The organism is Shouchella rhizosphaerae (assembly GCF_036700015.1).
Classification (GTDB): domain Bacteria; phylum Bacillota; class Bacilli; order Bacillales; family Bacillaceae_D; genus Shouchella; species Shouchella rhizosphaerae.
In genome coordinates this window covers 1,157,277-1,181,708 of record NZ_CP144921.1, presented here as the reverse complement: position 1 = coordinate 1,181,708, position 24,432 = coordinate 1,157,277, and the positions used below count along the sequence as shown (strand labels likewise).

Below are 24,432 nucleotides of genomic sequence, written 5' to 3'. Positions count from 1 at the left end.
GATAGGGATAAAGCCGTTTTAACTAGCAAAATGCAAATTAAAGGTTGTCTGGATACTTCTATTCTCCGTGGTTGAGTAAATAAGTAGTTGTTAATAGTGATAGCCAGAATTAATACTCACATACTTCTAAACAATTGCCGTCCAAATCATAGAAGGCAAAATAACGGGCTCCATATTCTTTAAGTTCTTCTACTTGAACGCCATTGCTTTTTAAATGCTCATACGCGCTTTCGGCATCGGCGACATAGAAATTGAAGGCGCTCCGTCTTGGCTGAAAATAAACGTCCTCGTCTGTAAGAAATAACGTAATCGATGTATCGCCAAACTTAACCGATTGGTACTCCCCTTCGTCTCCTTTCCAACCTGGAACGCCCCCTAAAATGTCGGTATACCATTTAAACGCTTGATCGATATTGCGAGTAGGCACAAAAACGGTGTCAATTCGTTGGAAAATGGCTGTCATGGCTAAGCCTCCTTTAATCGATGTGCGTATTTGTTCTACAGTCGCTAGAAAAACCCCTCTTTTTAATGAAAATAATTGCTTTCTTACTATTAGAAACGTCTCCTGCCTTATTTGTAGTGGCAACTAAGCGCTGTTTACTAGCGATTTTACGCATATGATAAAATGGAAGCGTGCTTTATATAATTAAAAGAAACAAGAAAGGATTAGGATTTTGAGGTTATTGGAATTGATTCTTGTGGTGTTGGCAATCGCCGTGTTTTTATGGTTTGTTGTCAGCAAAACGAAGAAGCAGAAAATGATTGTTATTGGATTAGCAGCCCTCTATATAGTGGCCGTGCTGCATGTGATGGTTGAAGGGCCAAGGTGGCAAATGGTGTTCGCCTACTTGGTGCCGTTTTTGTTGACGATTGGAATGTTGTTTAGGAAACAAGGAAGAAGGCAAAAGCGTCTTTTGCACTGGGGCGGATATGGGCTCGCTGCTGTCTATGGGCTGGTGATGGTGGCAACCCCTTTGCTGTTGCCTGTCTTTTCATTTGAAAAGCCGACGGGCAAGTACCCAGTTGGAACAGAAACATTTTATCTAAAAGATGAGAACAGAGAAGATGCACCTACGATTGCAGGCGGGCGAGAACTGATGGTGCAAGTTTGGTATCCGAGCGAGAGCCAACAAGGAAAACGGGCTCCCTATACGAAAGACGTTGGCCCGATTACGGAAGGATTGGAACAAGCACTGTCAATCCCTGCCTGGGTGTTAAGCCATCTTCGTTATGTAAATACTTACGCTACAGAAGGCAGCCAAGTTTCCGAAAAGGCTGATACGTATCCCGTGATTGTTTTCTCCCATGGCATGACAGGGTTTCGCAACCAAAATACATTTCAGGTTGAAGAGTTGGCAAGCCATGGCTATATTGTTGTAGGCATTGACCACGCTTTTGATGCTGCTGCGACAGTCTATCCAGACGGACGCAGTGTTTTGCTGAGTGAAAACCAATTGACTGGGTTCGAACAGTTGGATGCCCATATGGACATTTGGGTAAAGGATATTTCGTTTGTTTTAGATGAACTTGAAAAATGGAATCGCTCAGGTATTGAAGGCGATTTTGAAGGCAAACTCGATTTAGAAAAAATCGGCATGTTTGGCCACTCTTATGGCGGGGCGGCAGCGGCGCAAATGCTTGCTCGCGATTCTCGAGTAAAAGTAGCTTTAAATATGGATGGGACATTATATGGAAGCGAGCCTCCGGCAAATGGATTTGCCAAGCCTTATTTGCAAATGAATGGCGAGAAAAGCATTGATAAAGCCGCCTTTGACGCTAAATTGGACCAAGCTGTGGCGCAAACCGGAAAGTCACGGGCTTCCTATGAAGCCTTTTGGGCCGAAAGCCAAACACGGCGGGAAACAGCGCTCCATGGCGGTGGGTATACAATGACGATTCCGCACACATCCCATATGAGCTTTACAGACTTTCACTTGTTTTCGCCGTTGCTTGAAAATAAAGGGGAACAGATTGAAGAAGTCCACCATCTTATCAATGACGTGAGCATTGCCTTTTTTGACGAGTATTTAGCAGGAAAAGCAACAGGGTTGTTGCAGGAACAAGCGAACAAACATCCTGAAGTCGGCCTTGAAGCCCCGTTTGCTCCTTGACAGAGGGAAGTAGGTAGGAGGAAAGCCAGTTGAGAGAAACTCAACTGGCTATTTAACTGCCCCACGCGTTACGTTGCTAATAATCCAACGCTGGGCGATTAAGTAGACGATAACTAATGGCAGCATCGCCAGCAAATAAGAAGCGAACGCCAAATTGTAATTTGTGCTAAATTCCGATTGGAAAATGTACTGTGTTAATGGCAACGTGGCGTCGGCTGGATTTGTCAGGATCACGAGCGGCAACAAAAAATCATTCCACGCGTATAAAGCAGTCAAAATCGCGACTGTTGCATTCATCGGCGCCAGCAACGGAAAAATCACTTTCCAAAAAGTTCCCCAAGCGCTGGCGCCATCCATAATTGCAGCCTCCTCAAGCTCAACAGGAATTGATTTAATATAGCCAACGTATATAAATACGTTGAAAGACAGTTGAAACACGATGTATAGGCAGATTAGCCCGAATACATTATCCATATTCCAAATCGCGGTCTGCCGTACAAGAGGAAGCATAATGATCGGGAACGGCACGAACATCGCACTAACAAAGTAATAAAACAAAGCTTTAAAAAACCGTTTGTGCATATTACGGGCGATGGCGTACGAAACAAGGGAATTGCTGAGCACCGTTAGCACGACAACGGCTGCTGTTACCGTAAAGCTATTCGACAGGGCGTTAAAAAAGTTTGTTAATTCGATTGCATCTAGAAAGTTTTGAAAGCGCCATTCCTTTGGCAGCGACAACAACGGTTCGCCCATTTCTGCTGGCGTCTTTAAAGCAATGTTGATCGTTAAGTAAAGCGGCAAGAGAATAAACAGTGAACCGAGCAAAAGCAGCCCTGTTACAAGCCAGTTTGTTTTGTTTTTTTTCATTACTGCTGCACCTCCCGTTTCTGCAAGATCCGGAGCTGGAAGAGAGACAAAGCGACAATGATAATGAAATAAATCACAGCGTTGGCCGATTGGTAGCCAAACTGGCCCCCTTGGAAGCCGCCGCGGTAGATGAGCACCGAAATCGATTCGGTTGCATAGCCAGGGCCGCCGCCTGTTAAGGCGATAATATGGTCAAATACCATGAGAAAGTTTTTGAGTGCAAGCACCATATTAATCGTAAAAAAAGGAGCAATGATCGGAAAGGTAATGCTCCAAAAGCGACGCCATGCTTTGGCGCCATCAATTGCAGCCGCTTCATATACATCTTCTGGAACCGTCTGCAACCCTGCTAAGTAAAGAATCGTATTAAACGCAGTTGCTTGCCAAACGGCCATCACGACGATGCCAATCCATGCGTAATCAGGGCTGCCAAGAATGTTAGTAGACAGCGTGCTTATGCCAAGCATGTCTGCCAATTGAGGCAAAAATAGTGTAAATATAAATTGAAAAATGAATCCGACGATTAAAACGCTTAGAATGTTAGGCATGAAATAGATGGCGCGCAATGTTTGTTTACATTTGATTTTTGCATGTAAGCCCAAGGCAATTGCCAGGCTAAGAATATTGACCAGGATCGTTGAAACAATCGCAAATTGGAATGTAAACCCATACGCGCTCCAAGCACGCATATCGTTAAAGACATTTATATAATTGGACAGGCCGACAAAGTCCCAATCGCCATAGCCTTTCTAATTGGTAAAACTGTAAAACACGCCTTGCAAAAGCGGAAAGGTATGGAACAAGAAAAAGAGAAGCACAGCGGGAAGGGTCATAAGCAAAAACACCCGTTGTTTTGTTTTCATTGGTGGCTCCTTTCTAGTACCGCAGTTGGGTTTGGTCCCATTCCCGGTCCATTCGTTTCAAGAAATCTTGTTCATTTCCTCTGTACATAAACTCCTGTATCATATTTTCAACGCCCATTCCCGGCAAATAAAAATGGTCAGGAAAACTGGCAATATTCCCTTGTGCAAAATGTTCACGAATTCCCTCCATATAAGGATCGTCAGTCAGAACGCCTTCCAACACAGAAAACGCTGATTGTTCAGCCATATATTGCTCTGCCGGGGCTTCTTCTAGCATGAATGAGATAAACGCTTTTGCTTCTTCTGGGTGATTGGTGTCTTTAAGCGTTGCAAACAGGACATCGACGCCAGAAACGAGTTTATTTTGCTCAGTGTCATCGGTGACGGGGAGTGGGAAGACGCCTAAATCTAGGTTAGGATTGGTTGTCAACAATTCAGGTACAGCCCAGTTGCCTTGGAAATAGAAGAGGCCGTTTTCTTGAGCAAACGCACGGTTCCCATCATCGTAACCAATCCCGTACATGCGGTCGTGGCCATAATCAAGCAATGTTTGAATCTTACTAGTTACTTCCGTATGTGTAGCTTGGAATGTGAGGGAGCCTGCTGTTTTTTGAGCAGCAAATTCGTCAGGCTGGAGAACACCGGCAACAGCATTCCAAAGGGGCAGTGCAGTCCAAGCATCTTGTAACGTATAGTAAATTGGAATTTCGCCAGCCTGTTTTGCTATTTCTAAAGCGGCAACAAACTCCTCCCACGTTGTTGGCACATCAAGGCCAAGTTCCTCCAATTTCGTTTTGTTGTAAATGACCGTATTGGCGTTCGCGGCAAACGGCACGCCGTAGATACCGGTTTGCTTTGGCCCTTGCAGCTCTTGTACCATTTCTAAATAGGCTGGCTGGATACCGTCCAATAGAGACGTCTCTTCATAATCAACGAGCAAATTGGCTTGCGCCAGTTCGCCATATAGGGCATTTCCGCCAATCGCCAACATGTCGGGCATGTCATTTTTGACAAGCCGTGTACGCAGCAACGTCTCAGCGTCAGGAGGAGCATAAAGGTTAATGCGAATGCCTTCGTGCTCGGCTTCGAATTGGTCAATTAGCTTTTGATACGTGTTGATGTTTTCCGTTTTGTTCGAAAACAATTCGAGTTCAACAACCCCATCGCTAGAAGACTCGCCGTTGCAGCTGGCCATAAACAGGAGAGACGTGAACGCCAAGAATATGGTCAGGATTTGTTTCATGGAAAACGACTCCTTTCCTAATAAAAAACAATAGATCGATCCTTTTCGCGGGCGAGTTAATATCTTTCTCCGCAAATTATAGTAAACGTTTACGTTAGCGTCCTGCGTGGGAGTAAACGTTTTCGTATTCATTATCATTTCCGCAGGTCAGATTGTCAAGTATGTTCTGAAAGTTGTAGAACATGCAAAACAAGCACGCTTGCTTTTGACAAGAAGAAATCAACGATCGGTGCGTTTGCTAACTCTTACAATTTTGTCATGTACGCTATTTCGTTTGTCATCTAAATCAAAGGCAAGTGTGCAGCTTCCTCAGTAAAATGAAGGTACTTAAGAAGGAGGAAGCAGTCCATGGTTGTACTTGAAGCAGCAAATATTTGCAAACAATACGGAAACAAATGGAATAAGCAAGAAGTGTTGAAAGGACTTGACTTAACGATTGAAAAGGGCGAGTTTGTGAGCATTATGGGGGCTTCAGGCTCAGGGAAAACAACATTTTTGAATGTACTGTCGTCAATTGACCAAGTGACAAGTGGAACGATCATTATAGATGGGAAAGACATTACCACTATGAAAGAGCGGGAACTTGCTTGGTTTCGCCAAAGGCATTTAGGGTTTGTTTTCCAAGAATACCACTTGCTTGAGACGCTTACCGTCAAAGAGAATATTCTGTTGCCATTGTCGGTTATGGGGGCAGGCAAAAAAGAAGCAGACGAAGCGTTTCGGTCTGTTGCGGCAGAATTAGGCATTTACGAATTAAAAGACAAGTACCCTAATGAGCTGTCTGGTGGTCAGAAACAACGGACTTCAGCCGCCCGGGCATTTATTCACCAACCAAGTATGATTTTTGCCGATGAACCGACGGGGGCGCTTGATTCTAAATCGGCAACGGACTTGCTTAATAAACTCACTGAATTTAATCAAAAATACGAAGCAACGATTTTAATGGTGACGCATGATGCAGCAGCAGCCAGTTTTAGCAGACGTGTCGTCTTTATTAAAGATGGGCAAATGTTTACAGAAGTGATGCAGCAAGACCGGACGAGAGAAGACCATTACGAAGAAATTATGAAAACCCAGGCCATTCTTGGGGGGATCAAGGCATGAATACAGGCCAACTGGTCATGCGCAATTTGCGGAAAAACAGCAAAACGTACGGATTATACATTTTCTCATTAACTTTTAGTGCGGCACTCTATTTTGCCTTTGTGACGTTGCAATATGATCCGGCGCTTGACGAGGCGGCTGCATCGGTAAAAGGAGCTGCTGCCATTCAGTCCGCATCAGTCTTGCTTATCGCAATCATTGCGATCTTTTTGCTCTATGCCAATCGTTTGTTTTTAAAAAGGAGAAGCAAGGAAATCGGTTTATTTCAGTTGGTTGGCATGCGGAAAGGCCGGATTTTTTGGGTGCTGTCAGGGGAAAACGTGCTCGTTTACTTTGGTGCGCTAGCTGTCGGCATTTTCATTGGTTTTTATTTGTCAAAGCTGGCAACGGTAAGTCTGTATCGCATTATCGGTGTCGAAACGGCCGCGAAACTGCATTTCTCAGGCGCTGCTCTAACCCAGACGCTGCTTGTCTTTGCGGCTATTTGCGTTCTAATGATGGGATTCACGTATGTCTATATCCGCAAGCAAACGATTTTGTCTTTGTTCCACATCAAAGGCAAAACAGAGATGGTCGCACAAGGATTGCGTGCATTTGAGATCGCATTTGGCGTACTCGGCATTGTGTTGATTGGATTTGGCTATTGGTTATCCTCTAAATTGTTTGAAGGACAATTCGTCACACAGAATGAATTGTTTTTGGCGATGACGACCATTTTGGCCGCTTGTGTTTTCGGCACATGGTTGTTTTATAAAGGAACGGTTAGCTTTGTTGCGAAAGTGATTCGCCGCAAAAAGGATGGTTATTTGAACATTCGCGAAGTGATGTCCTTGTCGGCGCTCATGTTTCGAATGAAATCAAACGCTGTGTTGCTAACTGTCATTACAACTGTCTCGGCACTAGCGATTGGACTGCTGTCATTAAGTTATATTACCTATTATTCAGCAGAAAAATCTGCCAAACAATGGGTGCCGACTGATTTTGCTTTTACGAGTGTGGAAGATGCAGAAGCATTTAAAAACAAACTCGATCAAACCGGAGTTGACTATCAAGAACGTACGACTGAATTTATACAAGGGAATGTCAATGTAGAAGGGATTATTAATTCGTCGACGGAAATGATGACCGGGACAGCACAAGAAATGGCGATCACAAGCGCTGCCTATATGACAGATGTCGATATCTCCCCTGACGAAGCGGTGTTAACTGGTTCCAACGACTTGCTACAGCGGTTCGTCACGTTTAAAGAGGAAGGCGAAATCGTGATTGAACTTGGGGAAGAGACATTAAGCCAACACTATCGAGGCTTAAAGAAGGAATTTGTTCTCCCTTCTTTCTATAAAGTAGCGGGAGGCATGCCGACTGTTGTTGTCAATGAAGAGACGTTTGTTTCACTGAAAAAGCAACAAGAAGCAGAGACATCTTATGGCATTGATATTATAAAAGAATCAGAAGTAGTTGCGGCGAATTCAGCTTATCAAGAAATGGATTTTCAAGAACAAAGTGAGTCACAATGGGCGATGGCTACAAATCAAAAAGCCCATATGGGTTTATACATGTTCATTGTCGCTTTCTTAGGGCTAACGTTTTTAATTACTTCAGGCTGTATTCTTTATTTTAAGCAAGTGGATGAAACAGAAGGAGAAAAGCACAATTATACGATTTTACGCAAGCTCGGTTTTAACCGTCGTCAGCTGGAAAAAGGCAGCTATGGCAAACAATTATTTGCGTTTGGTATTCCACTCCTTTTAGGCTTGTCCCATAGCTATTTTGCTGTACAATCAGGCTGGTTCTTTTTTGGTGGTGAATTGTGGACGCCGATGCTGCTGGTCATGGCTGTTTATACAGTACTCTATTCGATCTTTGCTTTGCTGTCTGTATCGCATACGAAAAAAGTCATAAAGGAATCGTTGTAACCAACACGAAGCGGACAACGCGGGCGTTCGTCAGAGCGCTCGCGTTGTCCGCTATCTTTAGTGGTGAAACACCTTTTTAATAGCCATTTACATACATGTCGGATATGCTTGGCGCGGATCATTAGTTGACAATGCCATGGTAAAGAATTTCCGTGTCCAGGTTAACCGAAATCGGTATTTGCGGATATAATTCTTTCCAATCGGTGTTTTGCCAATCGCCGTAATAAAAAGCACGCATATGTTTGCCAATCCCGTAATAATCGCAGTTTGCTGCTTGAATGATTTGGATCACTTCTTCGCACTCTTTTGTTAATTGCGCGGTAATGCGGTTATTCAAATCATCGACATTCTCTTGAATGTAAAGTGAGTCTTTCGGGTATTCAATGACATTTAAAGTCAATTTCACATCAAATCCGACTTGGAATTGGCCAGCGCTGTTTTTCGTTAATTTCATGTTCGATTTGCGGTCCTCTATATCTACCGTTGCATAATTGTTCGCTTTTATCGCATTGTCATTGCTTACTTTGATATTTAAGCGCGGTTCTTTGTCTTGTTTTTGATCTAATAACAACAAGCGCAATGTTTGGTCCGCGCTTAATTCACCTGACATTTTGTTTTGATTAAACAAAGCCACCCCGTGCAACTCAATATTATGGTGGTCCATTACATGAAGAAGTGGCAAAACAAAATCGGTGCCTTTATCAAAGAGTAAGGAAAGGATATCTTCTAGCGAAGTTGTTGGAATATTCCCTGTGTTTTCTAAGCCGTAGAGCAGGTCCCCTAAGTAATTGCTAATAAGCGGTGTTTCTGCCGTTTTTACATGGAGGGCGTCTTTAGCTGGCCCATTGACAATACTGATGCGTGCATTGGTCGTGCTAACAGGAGAGCGGTAGTGCACATCAAGCATTGAGTAAATATTTTGTTCGGCCAGTCCTCTGCTTAATAACGTGACCCGGTTTTTGGAGGCAAACAAATCGCCTGACACTTTCCTATTCAATTGGATGCGGCTGTCCCGTGGAGTCGTCCCAACGGCTGAGATAATCGCGGGCATCGTCGAAGTGCCTACCGTAGCTCCAGACTGGTTTTGTGTGCCAGCACCGATTGTTACAATCGTTGTTTCAATTTTTCCATCATGCGTTTGGTCGAGTGCTTGGCTATAAATTAAATTAATATCTTTGACGAGCCGCTGGTCCCAACAGCCCGTTAACAGGATTAGCATAAGGACTGCTTGAATCGCTTTCACACTTTCGACCTCCTTTTAAAGACGATAGCAATTAGAAGCATAAGCAAAGGAATGGCAGCGTTCATTATTGTACCAAACTCGTCTGTTCTTGTTATCATTTGTCTGACTTGATACATGCTATCAGGCATGAGATTCACTAGAAAGGTGATGAGGAAAGCTAGGACAATATACAAATGGTAACGCTGAGAGCGGAACAATGTCATCGTACCGATCACCCCACAATAAACGTAAATCCCATAAGTCGTAATCACAATGACCGACCAAAGGCATAGAAAAATCAAATCGATCCGCTCTACAATTGGAAATGAAAACGACTTGATTAAATAGAGAAACGGTTCCGGCAACAGCTTCAGTTCTCCAGCGCTAAATGACGTGTAACAGGCAACGACAACAATTAAATAAATAAATGTAACGACCCAATGAGCTAGTGAAACAACCTTTATTTTCTCGGCGGCAGTCGCTTTCACGTATGGAAAAATCAAGCTCATGACAATATAGCCATTAATGGCGAAAGAAGCAGCCAACGTCCCTTTCATAAGCCCCTTCGGTTCAGTAACGCCGATCGGCAGCAAATTTAAAAAATCGGCATTATGAAAAAAACCACCAATCATGACGATTGGGATAAGGAGAATGAGCGGAGCAGTCAAGACAAACATCCGCGCTTTTTGATCAAGCGTACTTAATAAAAGTGGCAAACATGTAATGATAATCAAGGCCATAAAAACAGGCTCAGGCGTTTTGGTTAAAATCCAAATAACAATGAGTTGCGTGAAGTTTTTCAACACAAGCGCTGCCGTATAAATAAAATAAGCAATGTAGATAAGAGTGAGGACTTTTCCAGCAAAAACGCCCAATATTTTTTCGCAAATTGAAAATAAATGGTCATTGGGGAAGCGTTTATGGAGCAGCCATAGGACAAAAATGGCGATTTGCACTAGAATGGCCGAAATCAGCAAAGAAATCCACCCATCTGTTTGCGCTTCCTTGTAAAGGGAGTATGGCAATGAAAGAATGCCAATTCCAATTTGTGCTTGTACATAAAACCAAAACAACTGTGTTTTCCCTAAACGTTTGTTGGTTTCCATTGCGTATCATCCCCCCTTTCGTGACTCCCGTTTTGAATGGGGAGACGCATAACGGGTATGCTGTTGGATCAACCAAGTTGGGAACCGCAGCAAACCATCTTTGACGCCTTTAAGACGAAAAGGCGCAAGCGGCGAAAAGTAAGGCACCCCATATGAATCAAGTTTGACAAGATGCATGAGAATAGCAAAGAAAGACAAGATGACCCCGATCAAACCGAAAGCAGCGCTTGCGAGCATGAGCGGGAAGCGAATGAGGCGAACGACTGAACTCATTTCCGTGTTCGGAATGACATAAGAAGCAATCGCGGTAATAGCGACGACAATAATCATCATATTGGACACAAGCCCGGCATTGACAACGGCTTCGCCTATAACAAGGCCTCCAACAATGCCAATCGTTTGACCAATTGGCGCCGGCAGCCTTACACCTGCTTCACGGATGAGCTCGATCGTGAGTTCCATAATGAGCGCTTCAACGAGCGGTGGGTATGGAATATTTTGCAAGGAGCTTTTGACAGAAATAATCAACGGTTGCGGAATGATTTCAAAATGAAACGCAACTAAGGAAATATACAAAGATGGCACAAAGACAGCAATGCAAAGCGCTAGCAAACGAACTGAGCGCAAAAAGCTTCCCAGGAAAAAATGAAAATTGTAGTCATCAACAGACTGCAAAAAACTAAAAAATGAAACAGGCAAAATCAAAGCAGTCGGATTGCCTTCCATTAAAACCGCAATCCGTCCTTCTGCCATATTTCCAGCGACGACATCTGGCCGTTCTGAATAAAGAACTTGTGGGAAAATCGACCGTTTTGACTGTTGCAGCAGCTCGTTTAAAACACCAGGCGAAATGGTGATATCTTGGTTAATCGCTTCTAGCTTTTTCATCAATTCTGCTAGTACAGTAGCAGAAGCTCTGTCGTGCATATAGACAACAGCGACGTCTTTTTTAATCGTTTTTCCTATCTTTTTTTTGCGGACGATCACCTTATCCGTCGCAGCTTGCCTGCGGATAAGATGAAGATTGACTAGAAGGCTTTCAATAAAGCCCTCATGTGTTCCCTGGAGGGCGCGCTCATTTGTCGGTTCCTCTATGCTACGGTTTATCGATAAGGCTGCCTCTACCATAAAAAAAGACGGGCCTTGGTCATAGAGAACAATAGCAGCTTGCCCCTTATAAAGAAGAGGCACACATTCTGCAACAGTCGCTTTTTTTTTCAAGGAAGCAGAAGCGAGCGCTTCTTGGAGAGACCGCTTTGAGGCAGGGGCCTGATTCAATTGTTTAAAAATAATATTCTCTAGCCATTTCTCATCAACTAATGAATCTAAAAACAAGACAAACCCGTGCAAGCCTTGGTAGGTGAATTCACGAAAAACAAGATCATCTGTGCCATGCACAGCTGCTGTTAATTTGTTTTTAATCTCTTTAAGTTCGCTCATCTAAACCACCCTCTACTTGCTAATAGGCTTACTATTTCCTAAGAGTGGTTCTTTATACGGCAGCCAAGGTGATTTTAGCCATAACGATGCCATTGTTTGGGCAGCGGTGCGTTGAGGAGTGAAGAATCGACTGATCGCTTCGAGGATTGGGTAGCGCCTGCTTTTTATAAATCTAAATAAAAGGATAAATGACGTGATTGTATGCTATTAACTGGGTTTCATACTCTCTTTTTTACTATATACATTCATTTAAAGGGTTAAAATGTATTTTTACTAGGCCTTAGTTCTTAATTGTTTCTTCTTCACTGGCAGTTTATGCTCCTTTTCTTTGTTTATTTTAATTAAACGGAAGAAGGCGAATTTGAAAAAAGGGTTGATTGCGACTGTCATGTTGGCTTATAGTGGTTACTGGATTGATTGGCCTCATTTTACAATTGGGGAAATGTTGGACGTTTTTTCAGTGTCTGGCAATACAATAGTATGGATGGTGCCAAATGATGGAGGAGGATTATTTGTGAATAAAATGAAATGGTTTTTGCTTGTGCCTTTCAGCACGCTTGCATTAGCGGCTTGTGGAAGCGACAATACAAGCGGTAACGGTGGACAAGAGGCAGAAGCGGAAACTGAACCTGCAGCGGAAACAGAAGAGCTAACGGCTGAAGACGTATTAGTAAAAACAAGTGAAGCGATGGAAGCTCTTGATAGTTTTCGTATGGAAATGTCAATGGATTATGGGATGGAGTACGAGGGCCAGCCGTTTGAAATGTCCATTGGCATGACGGCTGATATGATTCAAGAGCCCCTATCGGCTTATTTGAGCACGACTATTTCCGATTCAGAAACAGGTATGGATTTTACAACAGACCAATACATGGTTGACGATACTTTTTACATGCAAAATCCACTTGGACCAGAGTGGATGAAGTATGATATGAGCGAAGATCCAGCATTTGCAACAGAAATGGAAATCGATACGCAAGAACAGCTTGACGTATTGAAAAGCGTCGCGGAACATATTGCCCTTGAGGAAGAGGAAGGGTCGTATGTCTTAAAAGTAGACGGATCAGATGAAGAAATGAACGCATTGGTTCAATCTTTTATGGAAATGGGCCAAGAAGGCGCGCTTCCAACTGAAGAAGACATGGCATTAATGGAAGGCTTTGGATTAAAAAACGTTACCTACACGATTTATGTCAATAAAGAGACGTATCTTCAAGAAAAAATGGTAATGGATTTTGAGATGGCTTTTGACGATGAAAGCGAAAGTGAAAGCTTTAGTATGTCTGGTACTGCCGAAGCAACTTACTCGAAATTCAATGAGTTTGACGAGATTGATATTCCACAAGAAGTGTTAGACAATGCTGTTGATGGTGCAGAAATGGAAGCACAATGGGAAGCTGAGATCGATGCCCTTGAAGACATTGAAGGCCTCGAAGATGTTGAAGGGTTCGAAGAAATTCTTGAAGATATTGAAGAAGAGAATGGCGAATAATCATTTGCAACAACACGCGTCCTTTTGATCAAGGGCGCGTTTTTTTATGCCCACTTTTTCAAAAAAAAGCACACTCATTAGCCACTATGTTTAATAATTGCCCTATGAGGGTTAAGAAATAGGAGGCAACGAATAAAGCAAGCGTTGCTCAGAAACAACACTATTTAGGAGGTTTTCATTATGCAAGAAAAGGTAGATCTCTATCCTTCACGCGTTAAGGAGACCGCAACCATTATGGAAAGAAAAGACCCAATCGTTTATTCAAGGGAAAAAGGACCGCTTGATCGTGAGGAATTGGCTTTTTATGAGGCAAATGGGTATGTAATGTTAGAACGGCTTTTTCAAGAAGACGAAGTGCAAGTCATGGCTAATCAATTGGATGAAGTGATGAAACAGAACCAAGAGCGGGACAGTGATGAAGTCATCAAAGAGCCTGATAGCAATGAAATTCGCTCTGTGTTTGAAGTCCACAAAGACAACGGCTTTTTTGAAATGTTGTCTAAACATGAGCGCATTGTGGCCATTGCAGAACAACTCCTAGGCAGCCAAGTGTACATCAACCAATCGCGCATTAATTTTAAACCTGGTTTTAAGGGCAAAGAGTTTTTCTGGCATTCTGATTTTGAAACGTGGCATGTGGAAGATGGGATGCCAAAGATGCGGGCTGTCAGCTGCTCGATTATACTTACGGATAACTATGAATTTAACGGACCGCTAATGCTAATCCCAGGCTCACATAAATGGTATGTTTCTTGTGCGGGCACAACGCCGGACAACCATTACAAATCATCGTTAAAGCAACAAGTTGCAGGAACGCCAGACCATACAAGTTTGCAATGGCTGACTGAACAAGCGGGCGGACGGATTGACCGTGCTACTGGCCCAGCCGGATCGGTGCTATTTTTTGAGTGCAATACGATGCATGGCTCCAATGCCAACCTTTCTCCTTACCCACGCAGCAACGTCTTTTTCGTATTTAACTCAATTGAGAACCAGTTGCAGGCACCTTACTCCGGAAAACAACCAAGGCCTGAATTTTTAGCCAACCGCGACAGCATAACCCCGATTCAACCTGTGAAAGATAGCATTGCCCAACATGCCCATGCAACTAAATGAAGGACAGATCTGGATTGAAAGTAACCGTAGCAATATGAAAGTGGTGGCAATCAAAAACGGGACGAGCGGCTTTATGACGTTTCCAATTACAAACCAGCCACTTTTGTGCCTGCTTGCTGGAGTACACGGATGGCCAGGGGAAAAAACAGCGTTAACAGCCCATAGTAGAATCAAAACACGAACAGTGCATGAGCCTGTTCGTGTTTTATTGTAATTAGAATGAGAAGGGGGACGCGCATTCGTCAGGAAATATGCTATATTTATTGATAATGATTATCAATTAATTGAGGTGTGTGCGAGTGAGAGATTGGAAAGAAGCGCTGATCCGTTTGGAAAAAACGACAACAAGCACTGTCTCTCTGGTTCATAGCATGGCATACGCGGACACGTATATGCTTTGCTTTGTCCAGTCCGGTTCTTTGGCGGTCCAGGTAAACGATACAAAGGCATCGCTGTCCCCCTACCATTTTTATCTTTTAAAACCTGGGGATGCCTACCATTTTCCAGGCGAAGGCGCGGAAATCGCCCTCTTTTGTTTCCGTATGTATGAACCGAGAGAGAATGGGGAGTTGCTGCAAGCGACAAATTGGCATTTTCCAAGACGAAAAGGATGTGCAAATGAGAAAACGGCAGATCTTGCAGCTGCTCTTTTGAGAAAAAACAAATATGCGTTTTTCTGGAATCAAGTCCAATTTCCAGACTTGTTATACCGCTGTCTGGAAGAAGGCAGCAATATCTCGATGAGCGGAATTGAATTGGCAAAGCAATATATTGAAGAAAATCCCCATGCCCGTATTAGCTTAAAAACGTTGGCGGGATTATCAGGCCTCCATCCGTCGTATTTAAGCGAAAAGTTTGCGCAACAAACGGGCAAAAGCGTGTCACAATATGCAGCGGAAGTCAAATTAACGGAAGCAAAACGGCTTATTCAAACAACGACGTTGCCCCTTAAAGACATTGCACATCGGATCGGCTATGACGATGAATTTTATTTTAGCAGGAAGTTTAAAAAGGAGGTTGGCCTTTCGCCTAGCCAGTATAGAGAGAAGAAAATGCGGAAACTGGCCGCCTACGATCTTGATTCGCTAGGTGATTTGCTTGCTTTGCGGCAAATTCCATTTGCTGCGCCGATGCACCCGAAATGGACAAAGCACTATTATGAGCTGTACCAGCACGAGGTTCCAGTCCATTTAAGCGCTTACCGGGCGAATCATGATTGGCAAGCAAATATGGAAAGGCTGATCGATTGGAAACCGGATGTTTTATTTGCGAAAAGGAAACTCCATGAAGAAGAACGGAATGCCTTTACTGTCTCCATCCCTACTTTTATAGACCTTAGCAACGCTGGAAGTTGGAAAGACCAGTTTATCCTCGTCGCCGAAGCCTTACATGAACAGAATGAAGCACAGCGGTTTCTTAGCCATTATGAAGAAACAGCATTCGCTTGCAAACAATCGATTGAAAAAGAAAACACGGGCAGTCCAGTCATTTTGCGGATTGCAGGCGAAGGGATTTATTTATATACAAACCCAGGCATTTCAAGTTTGTTTCATGACGTTGGTTTTGAAGGCTGGCAGCAGTCGGCAGCACCGTTGTCTTTGCTTGAGCTTAAAGAATTGGCGCCGAGATGGTTGTGGGTGCTTTGCCTCCATGACAGCCAAACAAAGGCTTTTTATGAACATGTCCGGCAAAGTGAAGAATGGAACGGGCTGCCTGCTGTAAGAACCGGCCAAGTCAAACATTTGCCTTCTGATTTGTGGTTCGAATACTCTGCCTTTGCCCAGTGGCGCAAGCTTCTTTTTCTCCGCTCCCAACTTCAGTCCATGTAATTGCTGAAAAAATTCCATGTGCATATACAAGTTGTCCCCCTATACTAACCAATAGTGATAATCGTTCTCATTTAATTGACGATAAAGAAAGGGGTTATAAACAATGGAAAAAGGGTGGTTAGGGGCACTTGCCTTGGCGAGTATAGCTGCATTAACAGCATGTGGTTCTGGAGCAGAGGGCAGTGGTCCAGCTAATGAAGGAACGACAGAGAACAGTGGGGAACAACAGGGCAATGGCGAGCAGACGCTCTCGTACCTTGGCCAAGACTATGTGCTGCCGGAAAACGTTGAGCGCATCGTTGTAACGGGAGCGATGGAAGCTATGGAAGATGCTCTTGTTCTCGATGTAGAGCCAATTGGCGCTATGACCATTGGCGGTGCGTTTCCTGACATGTTTGCGCCGATTACGGGGCAAACAGAACCAATTGGGGAAAAGACGGAGCCAGATGTAGAAAAAATTTTGGCACTCGACCCAGATGTCATCTTGGCTTCAACGAAATTCCCTCCTGAAGTCATTGAAGAGCTTGAAAAAATAGCGCCAACTGTGCAAATTTCACACATTGCAACAGACTGGGAAGACAACCTTCGCTTTTTAGCGGAGCTAACAGGCAAACAAGAGGTGGCAGAGGAATCGATTGCCGCTTACTACGAGGAACTGGAAGAGGCGAAGGCAGTAATTGGCGATTCGTTAAAGGATCAAACGGTTTTAGCCGTCCGTGTGCGAAATAACGATCTTTACATTTATCCGGATACCGTATTTGTCAATCCAATTCTTTATGAAGACTTAGGTATTGAGGCGCCGGAAGTCACACAAGCTGCCGAAGCACAACAATTGATTTCAACCGAACAACTTGCCGAAATCAATCCCGATTATTTGTTTATTCAAGATGCAGCACAAGAGAACTCAGAAGATGAAGGGGATTTGCTTGAACAACTGCAGGATGACCCAATTTTGCAAAATGTCCCTGCCCTTGCTGAAGGACGGACATTTGTGAATGTTGTGGACCCATTGTCTGAAGGAGGTCCGTCTTGGAGCAGGATCGAGTTTTTAAACGAGGCTGTTGATCTCCTTGTCGATTAACGGCCACGCCTTCCGACCAGCAAGGCGAAACGCAATAGTTCTCGCCATTGGGTTTGTCGGTCTCATAGCAGCGATCGGCTGGTGTTCACTTGCTATTGGCGCAAAGTCAATGGAGTGGCGCACGGTCATACAAGCGCTGTTTCAGTTTGACCCTGGCAATACGGACCATCAAGTAGTATGGCGTACGCGCTTGCCACGCTTTGCCGGGGCAGCACTCATTGGCGCCAGCCTCGCGGTCTCAGGGGCGTTGATGCAAGGCATTACGCGGAACTATTTAGCTTCCCCGTCCATTATAGGGGTTACCGATGGTTCGCTGTTTATGATTACGGTCTTAATGGTATGGCTTCCGGGGGCGTCGGGGCTCGAAATGATCTTGTTTTCCCTTGTTGGCTCTGCTGTAGGAGCAGGGGCAGTTTTTGGGGTTGCCTCGCTCTTGCCACATGGTTTTTCCCCTGTCCGGCTTGCGATTTTAGGAACAATTATGGGGACGTTTTTAGGAGGAGTCGCCCAAGCGATTGCTGTCTATTTCCAAGTCTCTCAAAACGTGAGCTTTTGGTATAGCGCCAGGCTTCATCAAATGGAACCATCTTTACTGGTGTTGGCGCTCCCATTCTGTGTCGTAGGCACCCTATTAGCGCTGTCTTTGTCTCGGCAAATTACAGCGCTTGCTTTAGGCGATGAAGTATCGGCGGGTATCGGACAGCGCACTCGCTTGATTAAACGTTTAGCGTTTTTAGCCGTTGTCATTTTAACCGGCATATCGGTTGCCTTGGCAGGGAAAATTGCTTTTGTAGGCCTAGCCATTCCCCATATTGCTCGGTTTCTATTTGGGTATGATTACAGAAAAATCATTCCTGCATCTGCTGTATTAGGAGCGATGTTTTTGCCTCTTTGTGATGTAGCGAGCCGCCTCGTCCATTTTCCGTTTGAAACGCCTGTTGGCATAATGACATCTTTCGTTGGCGTGCCTTTTCTCTTGTACTTAATTAAAACCAAAGGAGGGAAAAGGCATGCCCTCTGATCGAAAGCGCTTTGGATTGTTTCTAGTTGGGGCAGCTACACTGCTCATCGTCGCCGTCTATCTTCATTTAACGAGTGGGTCATATGAGTTAACGCTTACGGAAACGTTCAAGACGTTATTTCGGCTTGAAGAAAATACGCGCTTCGACCTTGTTGTCTTTGAATTCCGCTTGCCTCGCATTGTAATTGGGGCGATTATCGGATTTGGGCTTGGCTTTGCAGGGGCAATTTTGCAAGGCATCACGCGAAATCCATTGGCTGACCCAGGCATTATAGGCATTAATGCCGGGGCAGGGGCGGCTGTTGTTTGTTTTATGTTCTTCTTTCAAGGGCAGCTGTCTACTGTCAATTGGCTAAGCGTGCTGGCAATGCCAGTATTTGCCTGGTGTGGCGGTTTGCTTGCCATCGTTTTTATTCTCGCATTTGCAATGGAAAAGGGCCGGCTCGATCCGCAAACATTTATATTGACAGGCATCGCCGTTTCGGCTGGATTTGGAGCGCTCACGCTGTTTTTCTCACTTAAAATGAATCCTAGAGATTACGAAGCGGCTGCTGTTTGGTTGGCAGGCAGCGTCTATAGCGCCAATTGGAAACATGTCGTCACAGTGCTGCCGTGGATTATTTTATTGACGCCTGCTGCCTTTTATAAGGCTAGAGTTCTCGACGTACTTGGCTTAGCTGATACAAGTATAAAAGGGCTTGGTGTTGATTTAGCAAAAGAGCGCCGTCTCCTGATTTTGCTAAGTGTTGGCCTTGTGAGCGCATGTGTATCCGTGGCCGGAAGCATGACCTTTGTTGGTTTGCTTGCCCCTCACATAGCAAGGAGGCTTGTAGGGATCCACCATCGTTTTCTTTTGCCGTCTAGTGGACTTATTGGAATGGGGATCGTCGTCGTTGCTGATTGGCTAGCGAAAACGATGTTTTCCCCAGCACAGCTCCCGGTCGGCATTGTCATTTCGATAATCGGCGTCCCTTATTTTGTATTTCTATTGTTCCAAACACAAAAAGCTAGATAAATCGATGCACGGCAAAGGAGGTTGGTGACATGCTAAGCAATGCTGGGGCATACGTATTGCCTCATAGCGATAAGTGGGTTTTAAAAGCAAATGGCAGCGAACACGTCCTATTTGTATCAGTGCCATCAGAACAGGCACCTGAAGGTGGATTCCCTGTGTTGTATTTGCTCGATGGCAATGCAGTATTTGCCTCGATGACAGAGGCGCTTCGCCTCATGACACGGCCGCCACATGGTTTTTCTCCCGCGGCTGTTGTCGCCATTGGTTATGACACCGATGGACCGTTTTGTAAGGAAAGGCGCTTTTTTGATTATACCGTTTCTGCTACACAAGAAGAGGTTGGCACAAGCAAACATGGCGAACCTTGGCCACCATCAGGCGGGGTAGACGTTTTCCTTTCTATGTTGGAAGAACAGGTAATGCCTGAGCTAGAGCGAAAATATCCCCTTGATCCAACAAAACGAGCGTTTTTCGGGCATTCACTCGGCGGGCTTTGCGTTCTTCATACATTATTTACGAGAAACCACTTGTTTGACACGTATATAGCAGGAAGTCCGTCGGTTTGGTGGAAAAACCGCTATATTCAAGACGTGGCAGCCGCGTATTTAGCGGGAAAACACGATGCTGCAGCGCCCATGAAAAAGCTACTGCTTAGTGTAGGAGAAAAAGAAAAATCCCATATGGTCGAAGATGCGATCGCTCTCCATGATCGTTTAACAAGGAATGCATCCAACATTCAATCCACTTTTTTCTCTGTACCAGAAGGGGGACATATGAGTGTATTGCCTACACTGATCGGAGAAGCGATTCGTTTCTTTTTAGCTAATGGCACGGAGTCTGAACATTTATAAGGCAACCGCCAGTAAGCTCAATAAACTTACTGGCGATTCAAGTGCTTGGCTCCCAATTTATCTCCTATTTGTTTTTCTGTTTTAGTTGATAGAGGTCAACAATTGGGCAAGTACGTCCTTTAATACGGCTGTGCCTTTTACACAGTCATCAAGTGAGGTAAACTCCTCTGGACAATGGCTTCTGCCGTCAACGCTCGGTACAAAAATCATGCCTGTATGGGGGACATGGCGGCCGATAATCATCGCATCATGCCCAGCACCGCTAGGAAGAGTCATCGTAGGCAAGCCTAGTTTTTCCCCACTTGTTTTAATCGTCTCTTGAATAAAAGCAGAAATGGGAACAGGGGCAATATCAGTTAATACTTGATAAGAAAAGTCCAGTCCACGTTTGGCAGCAATCTCCAACCCGGCCGCTTGAATGGCTTCCACTAAGCGGTTGCGTTGTGTGAGCTCAATGTCGCGAATGTCAACGGTAAGTGTTGCTTCACCGCTAATAACATTCGGCGTATTCGGATATACCGTTTGTTGGCCAACGGTAGCAACAGCCGTTTGGCTAAACTGGGCAGGGAGGCTTTCAATCGCGACCAGCCATTCCGCTCCAGCGACAGCTGCGTCCTTACGCATGCCCATCGGCGTATTCCCGGCGTGGTCGCTTTCACCTTTAAATGTGCCCTGAAGCCATAGCGGGCCCGCAATCCCGCTAACGACACCAATCGGAATATTTGCTTTTTCTAACCGTTTGCCTTGCTCGATATGCAATTCGATGAAGGCATAAAAGCCTTTGTGCTGACGATGGGCTTTTGCTAGTTTGTGTGGGTCAAACCCTTGATTTTTTAAGGCATCCACTAACGTCACGCCATCTTTGTCAGCGTAGCGCTCAAGATCAGCCTCAGTAAATTCGCCCATCATCACTTGTGAGCCATAAATGCCAGTTGGAAATCGAGATCCTTCCTCGTTCACAAAAATAATCCATTCCAACGGGCGAGGAAATGACTTGCCGTCTTCTAGAAGCGATTCAATTGCACATAGGGAAGCGACCGCGCCGAGAGCGCCATCGAACGCTCCGCCATTGACAACGGTATCAATATGAGAACCTGTCGCTACGGCTCCTAGATCAGGCTGTGTTCCTTCGAGCCGGCCAATAAGGTTTCCAACCTCGTCCTCTCGCATTGTCAGCCCAATGCGTGTCCCCCATTGCGTCAGCAGGCGTTTTGCGTGTGCTTCTTCGTTGGTATAAGCAAGCCTCGTCACCCCTCCTGTTTTCGTACGGCCAATTTGCGATAGGGCGGTGAGGCGGGCTGCAAGTTTGTTCGGCTGGATGCCATTGAACGCCTTTGTTTGGCTGGCATCATCGTTGAATTGTTGGCGGATAAAACTCATATTATGCTCCTTTTTCATATAAATGGTTGTCTCCCTTATTATACACGGCCAAAGCTCGTTGTCTTTCTAAATAAGTGGAAGTCGATTATGATAAGGAAAGAGTGATCGTAAAAAAGGAGGAAAAGGGATGCAGAAAACCGCCATCCAAATCATTAAAGGGCAAGGTTTTCCAAGCGGCGAGCAGCTTTTTGTTCGCGGAGGTCGAATGCTCATTGGCCGGGCAGGCCCTTCTGTCGATATTGGCTTTGCTGATCCTTATATTTCACGCAAGCATGCTTTAATAGAAGAAAAAGATGGCGATTATACAATAACAGACTTGAATAGCAAGCATGGCGTCGAAGTGAATCGGTTGCCAATACCAGCAGGCAAGCCTTTTCCCCTGCACCATAGTGATTCGATCACATTGGCAAAAGGGGTAGTGGAGCTGACATTTTTGCATGGAAGCGAACAACGCCAAGAACAAACGCGAGAATTAGATGCCGTCATTGACCATCGTTTAGTTGTACACAAGACGAAGCGGCAAGTCATTGTCGATGGCAAGCGCTTAGCATTGAGCGGCAAACATATTGAATTGCTGTTTTGCCTATATGATAATCGCAATCGCGCCGTCAGTTATGAAGAATTGAAAGCCAATGTTTGGCCTGAGCGTTTGGCCGTACAAGGAGGAACGGTGCCTGATGTTGAGAAGGAAGAAGTGAATGCACTCGTTTATCGGCTTAGGAAAAAGCTAGGCGCATACAGCAGCATGATTGTGACAGTACCAAGGTACGGCTATATGCTGGATTTAGGAGAAGGACGCTCAAAGAAAGGTTGATCGGACATCTCAAGATTCTGAACATTATTAGGGAAACGTCAGGAAAGCATCATCTTCATGCCATGTTAAAAGAGGTGGCTTTTTGCTATGCTCGAGGGAGAAGATGAGGTGAAAGCAATGAAGAAGGCAATAATGGCAGCGAGTGTTTTAGGTTTAGCTGGTGTAGTAGCGTTTATAGGCGAAGGCGTTCCAGCAGATGAACCAACATTTGCAAAAGAGATTCCGAAACTAGAGGAAATTGAAGCGGAGGAATATTTTTCTGGCCATGATGGCACTTTTGTTCTTCACGATTTACAGCAGGACCGTACATTTGTGTACAACCACGAGAGAGCAGAAAAAGCATTTCCGCCACAGTCGACTTTTACAGTCGCAAATGCCCTAATTGGCTTGGAAACGGGGGCAGTGGAAGATGAATACGATATAAAGTACTGGGACGGCATTGAAAGAGAGCTCGACGTCTGGAATAAGGATCACACACTTGGATCTGGATTGAGGCATTCTGTCGTTTGGTATTACCAAGCGCTTGCCAGGGATATTGGCGAAGAACAAATGCAAAAATGGCTTGATGCCATTTCTTACGGCAATCGCGATATCACGGGTGGCATTGACCAATTTTGGCTAAGCAGTTCACTTGAGATTACTCCTCTTGAGCAAGCTGACTTTATCCACAATTTATACTACGAAGTACTTCCATTTTCAAAAGATGCAATGAAAACAGTAAAACGTATGATGATGGAGGAGGAAGGCGACCATTTTACCCTTTATGGGAAAACGGGGCAAGGGCCAGACGTTGGCTGGTATGTCGGTTTTATTGAATCTGGCAATGGCACGTATGCGTTTGTGACAAACTTAGATGGCACAAGTGCGCACGCGAAAGAAATTACGTTAAGTTTGTTAGAAGAATTTCACTTAATGGATGGGCCATCATAAATAGAGCAGACAGAGCTCTATCCGAGGTTGTCGACTAGGTTGACAACCTCTTTATGCTTATCGCAGGAAATCGAGCATTGTCAGACATACACGATCCGCCTTCTATCAACGTCTTAAAGGCTTTTTACTTCTTCCAGCAGTGCCTTTAGTTGGGCAATGGCTTGCTGGCAGCAGGAAGCATGACTAGAAAGAAGAGTGATTGCTTCATCAATCCGTTCTGTGTAGTGAAGCGGCTTACGTGGAAAGGATGAAATCATCATGACGGCTTTCTTCTCATTAATGCAATATCGTTCATTTTTAGCGAAGAGGACTTGATTTAAACAGGCTATCGCTCGGTAGCCGTGCCCCATCAAGTATGATAAATCGTTTTTATCAACATTGGCTTCCATCAACATGAGGGAAAATGAAGCTTCAAACGTGAAAAACTGGATAAGCGCCTGTTTCATTTTTATTGGATATGGCTCAGTCAACGCTTTTAATTGTGCGAGTTTTCCGAAAGGATCAGTTTGAATACGGGAGATCGCCAGTTCACCCATATACATAGCATTGGCATAGCCGTGTGGATGTCCCGTTTGGTAATGCATCGTGACGGCTCCGTTACGGCAATCGGCAATGGCTTGTTCGACCCGTGTGATGTCACGTAATATTAGATCCACGTGATAGCTATTAATAACAAGCCAGGCACCAGCATTCACCCACTCTCCCCACTCCCCAATAGCGGTAACGACACGCTCCTCTTCGTTACAATCTTGTAAAGCCCGGACAGACCGGTCAAGCTGTTCGGTCGTAAATCCTTGGCTGAGATCATAATAGATGCCGATATCGATGTCAGAATTGGCGCTGTGGGTGCCTCGCGCGCGAGAACCACCAAGAACGGTGCCAACAATTCCGGGCACAGCTTTTAGTTGTTCGCCTACTTTGGCAACGAGTTCGTTTGGATCCATGGCTTATGTGCTCCTTTCGCTAAAGGTTTTGCAAACAAAACAAGCATACACGATAAGCAATCATTCATCAAAGCTAAACGGAAA

General features: G+C 44.7%; 20 protein-coding genes and 1 pseudogene. 12 read left to right on the top strand and 9 right to left on the bottom strand.

Features of this window, described 5'->3' with window-relative positions:
• Positions 1 to 109: 109 nt before the first annotated feature.
• Positions 110 to 463: a VOC family protein gene (locus V5G21_RS06120; RefSeq protein WP_011248338.1), complete on the bottom strand. Its 354-nt coding sequence runs from the start codon at positions 461 to 463 to the stop codon at positions 110 to 112.
• A 211-nt stretch (positions 464 to 674) separates the two neighbouring features.
• Between V5G21_RS06120 and V5G21_RS06115 the strand changes: the two genes are divergently transcribed.
• Positions 675 to 2,111 (top strand): carboxylic ester hydrolase, encoded by a 1,437-nt coding sequence (locus V5G21_RS06115; protein ID WP_212929675.1) that lies wholly within the window; start codon positions 675 to 677, stop codon positions 2,109 to 2,111.
• 48 nt (positions 2,112 to 2,159) lie between these two features.
• On the opposite strand, the gene V5G21_RS06110 is transcribed toward V5G21_RS06115, so the two are convergent.
• The 3 genes and pseudogenes from V5G21_RS06110 to V5G21_RS06100 form a co-directional block, all read right to left on the bottom strand.
• Positions 2,160 to 2,981, bottom strand: a complete 822-nt coding sequence (locus tag V5G21_RS06110) for a carbohydrate ABC transporter permease (protein WP_011248336.1) — start codon at positions 2,979 to 2,981, stop codon at positions 2,160 to 2,162.
• A pseudogene (locus V5G21_RS06105) lies at positions 2,981 to 3,844 on the bottom strand (carbohydrate ABC transporter permease). The gene V5G21_RS06110 and the pseudogene V5G21_RS06105 overlap by 1 nt, the downstream one beginning before the upstream one ends.
• Before the next feature lie 13 nt (positions 3,845 to 3,857).
• Positions 3,858 to 5,087 carry an ABC transporter substrate-binding protein gene (locus V5G21_RS06100; protein WP_041824112.1) on the bottom strand — a complete coding sequence of 410 codons (1,230 nt, stop codon included), beginning with the start codon at positions 5,085 to 5,087 and terminating at the stop codon, positions 3,858 to 3,860.
• A 348-nt stretch (positions 5,088 to 5,435) separates the two neighbouring features.
• On the opposite strand from V5G21_RS06100, the gene V5G21_RS06095 reads away from it, so the two are divergent.
• Together V5G21_RS06095 and V5G21_RS06090 are read left to right on the top strand one after the other, a co-directional pair.
• On the top strand, positions 5,436 to 6,191 hold the full coding sequence (locus V5G21_RS06095) for an ABC transporter ATP-binding protein (RefSeq protein ID WP_011248333.1): 756 nt from the start codon (positions 5,436 to 5,438) through the stop codon (positions 6,189 to 6,191).
• Positions 6,188 to 8,107: an ABC transporter permease gene (locus tag V5G21_RS06090; RefSeq protein ID WP_338465371.1), complete on the top strand. Its 1,920-nt coding sequence runs from the start codon at positions 6,188 to 6,190 to the stop codon at positions 8,105 to 8,107. Before V5G21_RS06095 ends, V5G21_RS06090 begins: the two co-directional genes overlap by 4 nt.
• A gap of 121 nt (positions 8,108 to 8,228) precedes the next feature.
• Here V5G21_RS06090 and V5G21_RS06085 read toward each other — a convergent pair whose 3' ends face one another.
• Genes V5G21_RS06085 through V5G21_RS06075 form a run of 3 tightly spaced genes read right to left on the bottom strand, consistent with a single transcriptional unit; the run spans position 8,229 to position 11,875 of the window.
• Positions 8,229 to 9,350, bottom strand: coding sequence for a Ger(x)C family spore germination protein (locus V5G21_RS06085; RefSeq protein ID WP_338465369.1), 1,122 nt, complete (start codon positions 9,348 to 9,350; stop codon positions 8,229 to 8,231).
• Positions 9,347 to 10,435 carry a GerAB/ArcD/ProY family transporter gene (locus V5G21_RS06080; RefSeq protein WP_011248330.1) on the bottom strand — a complete coding sequence of 363 codons (1,089 nt, stop codon included), beginning with the start codon at positions 10,433 to 10,435 and terminating at the stop codon, positions 9,347 to 9,349. Before V5G21_RS06080 ends, V5G21_RS06085 begins: the two co-directional genes overlap by 4 nt.
• A gap of 6 nt (positions 10,436 to 10,441) precedes the next feature.
• Complete coding sequence (locus tag V5G21_RS06075) at positions 10,442 to 11,875, bottom strand: spore germination protein (RefSeq protein WP_051881177.1); 1,434 nt, start codon at positions 11,873 to 11,875, stop codon at positions 10,442 to 10,444.
• A gap of 361 nt (positions 11,876 to 12,236) precedes the next feature.
• On the opposite strand from V5G21_RS06075, the gene V5G21_RS06070 reads away from it, so the two are divergent.
• The 7 genes from V5G21_RS06070 to V5G21_RS06040 all read left to right on the top strand — a co-directional run bounded on the left by V5G21_RS06070 (position 12,237) and on the right by V5G21_RS06040 (position 20,280).
• Positions 12,237 to 13,367 (top strand): DUF6612 family protein, encoded by a 1,131-nt coding sequence (locus V5G21_RS06070; RefSeq protein ID WP_035203301.1) that lies wholly within the window; start codon positions 12,237 to 12,239, stop codon positions 13,365 to 13,367.
• 180 nt (positions 13,368 to 13,547) lie between these two features.
• Positions 13,548 to 14,483 carry an ectoine hydroxylase gene (gene thpD, locus V5G21_RS06065; protein ID WP_073305344.1) on the top strand — a complete coding sequence of 312 codons (936 nt, stop codon included), beginning with the start codon at positions 13,548 to 13,550 and terminating at the stop codon, positions 14,481 to 14,483.
• Between the two features lie 299 nt (positions 14,484 to 14,782).
• Complete coding sequence (locus tag V5G21_RS06060; RefSeq protein WP_338465368.1) at positions 14,783 to 16,312, top strand: ABC transporter substrate-binding protein; 1,530 nt, start codon at positions 14,783 to 14,785, stop codon at positions 16,310 to 16,312.
• Between the two features lie 103 nt (positions 16,313 to 16,415).
• Complete coding sequence (locus V5G21_RS06055; protein WP_338465367.1) at positions 16,416 to 17,393, top strand: ABC transporter substrate-binding protein; 978 nt, start codon at positions 16,416 to 16,418, stop codon at positions 17,391 to 17,393.
• A complete protein-coding gene (locus V5G21_RS06050; protein WP_422397411.1) occupies positions 17,383 to 18,414 on the top strand; it encodes a FecCD family ABC transporter permease in 1,032 nt (343 codons plus the stop codon). Before V5G21_RS06055 ends, V5G21_RS06050 begins: the two co-directional genes overlap by 11 nt.
• A complete protein-coding gene (locus V5G21_RS06045) occupies positions 18,404 to 19,429 on the top strand; it encodes a FecCD family ABC transporter permease (protein WP_338465366.1) in 1,026 nt (341 codons plus the stop codon). The genes V5G21_RS06050 and V5G21_RS06045 overlap by 11 nt, the downstream gene beginning before the upstream one ends.
• Positions 19,430 to 19,458: 29 nt before the next feature.
• The gene (locus tag V5G21_RS06040) at positions 19,459 to 20,280 is read left to right on the top strand and encodes an alpha/beta hydrolase (protein WP_338465365.1); all 822 of its coding nucleotides are present in this window, start codon (positions 19,459 to 19,461) and stop codon (positions 20,278 to 20,280) included.
• 81 nt (positions 20,281 to 20,361) lie between these two features.
• Here the strand turns inward: V5G21_RS06040 and V5G21_RS06035 are convergent, their stop codons facing one another.
• Complete coding sequence (locus V5G21_RS06035; protein WP_095254316.1) at positions 20,362 to 21,660, bottom strand: Zn-dependent hydrolase; 1,299 nt, start codon at positions 21,658 to 21,660, stop codon at positions 20,362 to 20,364.
• Positions 21,661 to 21,787: 127 nt separating this feature from the next.
• On the opposite strand from V5G21_RS06035, the gene V5G21_RS06030 reads away from it, so the two are divergent.
• Positions 21,788 to 22,474: an FHA domain-containing protein gene (locus V5G21_RS06030; protein ID WP_035203287.1), complete on the top strand. Its 687-nt coding sequence runs from the start codon at positions 21,788 to 21,790 to the stop codon at positions 22,472 to 22,474.
• A gap of 117 nt (positions 22,475 to 22,591) precedes the next feature.
• Entirely contained in the window at positions 22,592 to 23,404 is an 813-nt protein-coding gene (gene blaOXA / locus V5G21_RS06025; RefSeq protein WP_035203696.1) for a class D beta-lactamase, read from the top strand.
• A 113-nt stretch (positions 23,405 to 23,517) separates the two neighbouring features.
• On the opposite strand, the gene V5G21_RS06020 is transcribed toward blaOXA, so the two are convergent.
• Complete coding sequence (locus V5G21_RS06020; RefSeq protein WP_035203284.1) at positions 23,518 to 24,348, bottom strand: nucleotidyltransferase domain-containing protein; 831 nt, start codon at positions 24,346 to 24,348, stop codon at positions 23,518 to 23,520.
• Between the last annotated feature and the right edge of the window lie 84 nt (positions 24,349 to 24,432).

Bases quoted from the DNA above. Each gene is read 5' to 3' on its own strand.
- V5G21_RS06020 (WP_035203284.1), bottom strand. From the start codon at position 24,348: ATGGATCCAAACGAACTCGTTGCCAAAGTAGGCGAACAACTAAAAGCT.
- V5G21_RS06080 (WP_011248330.1), bottom strand. From the start codon at position 10,435: ATGGAAACCAACAAACGTTTAGGGAAAACACAGTTGTTTTGGTTTTAT.
- V5G21_RS06090 (WP_338465371.1), top strand. From the start codon at position 6,188: ATGAATACAGGCCAACTGGTCATGCGCAATTTGCGGAAAAACAGCAAA.
- V5G21_RS06055 (WP_338465367.1), top strand. From the start codon at position 16,416: ATGGAAAAAGGGTGGTTAGGGGCACTTGCCTTGGCGAGTATAGCTGCA.
- V5G21_RS06110 (WP_011248336.1), bottom strand. From the start codon at position 2,981: ATGAAAAAAAACAAAACAAACTGGCTTGTAACAGGGCTGCTTTTGCTC.
- V5G21_RS06030 (WP_035203287.1), top strand. From the start codon at position 21,788: ATGCAGAAAACCGCCATCCAAATCATTAAAGGGCAAGGTTTTCCAAGC.
- blaOXA (WP_035203696.1), top strand. From the start codon at position 22,592: ATGAAGAAGGCAATAATGGCAGCGAGTGTTTTAGGTTTAGCTGGTGTA.
- V5G21_RS06120 (WP_011248338.1), bottom strand. From the start codon at position 463: ATGACAGCCATTTTCCAACGAATTGACACCGTTTTTGTGCCTACTCGC.
- V5G21_RS06100 (WP_041824112.1), bottom strand. From the start codon at position 5,087: ATGAAACAAATCCTGACCATATTCTTGGCGTTCACGTCTCTCCTGTTT.
- thpD (WP_073305344.1), top strand. From the start codon at position 13,548: ATGCAAGAAAAGGTAGATCTCTATCCTTCACGCGTTAAGGAGACCGCA.
- V5G21_RS06075 (WP_051881177.1), bottom strand. From the start codon at position 11,875: ATGAGCGAACTTAAAGAGATTAAAAACAAATTAACAGCAGCTGTGCAT.
- V5G21_RS06095 (WP_011248333.1), top strand. From the start codon at position 5,436: ATGGTTGTACTTGAAGCAGCAAATATTTGCAAACAATACGGAAACAAA.
- V5G21_RS06045 (WP_338465366.1), top strand. From the start codon at position 18,404: ATGCCCTCTGATCGAAAGCGCTTTGGATTGTTTCTAGTTGGGGCAGCT.
- V5G21_RS06035 (WP_095254316.1), bottom strand. From the start codon at position 21,660: ATGAGTTTTATCCGCCAACAATTCAACGATGATGCCAGCCAAACAAAG.
- V5G21_RS06040 (WP_338465365.1), top strand. From the start codon at position 19,459: ATGCTAAGCAATGCTGGGGCATACGTATTGCCTCATAGCGATAAGTGG.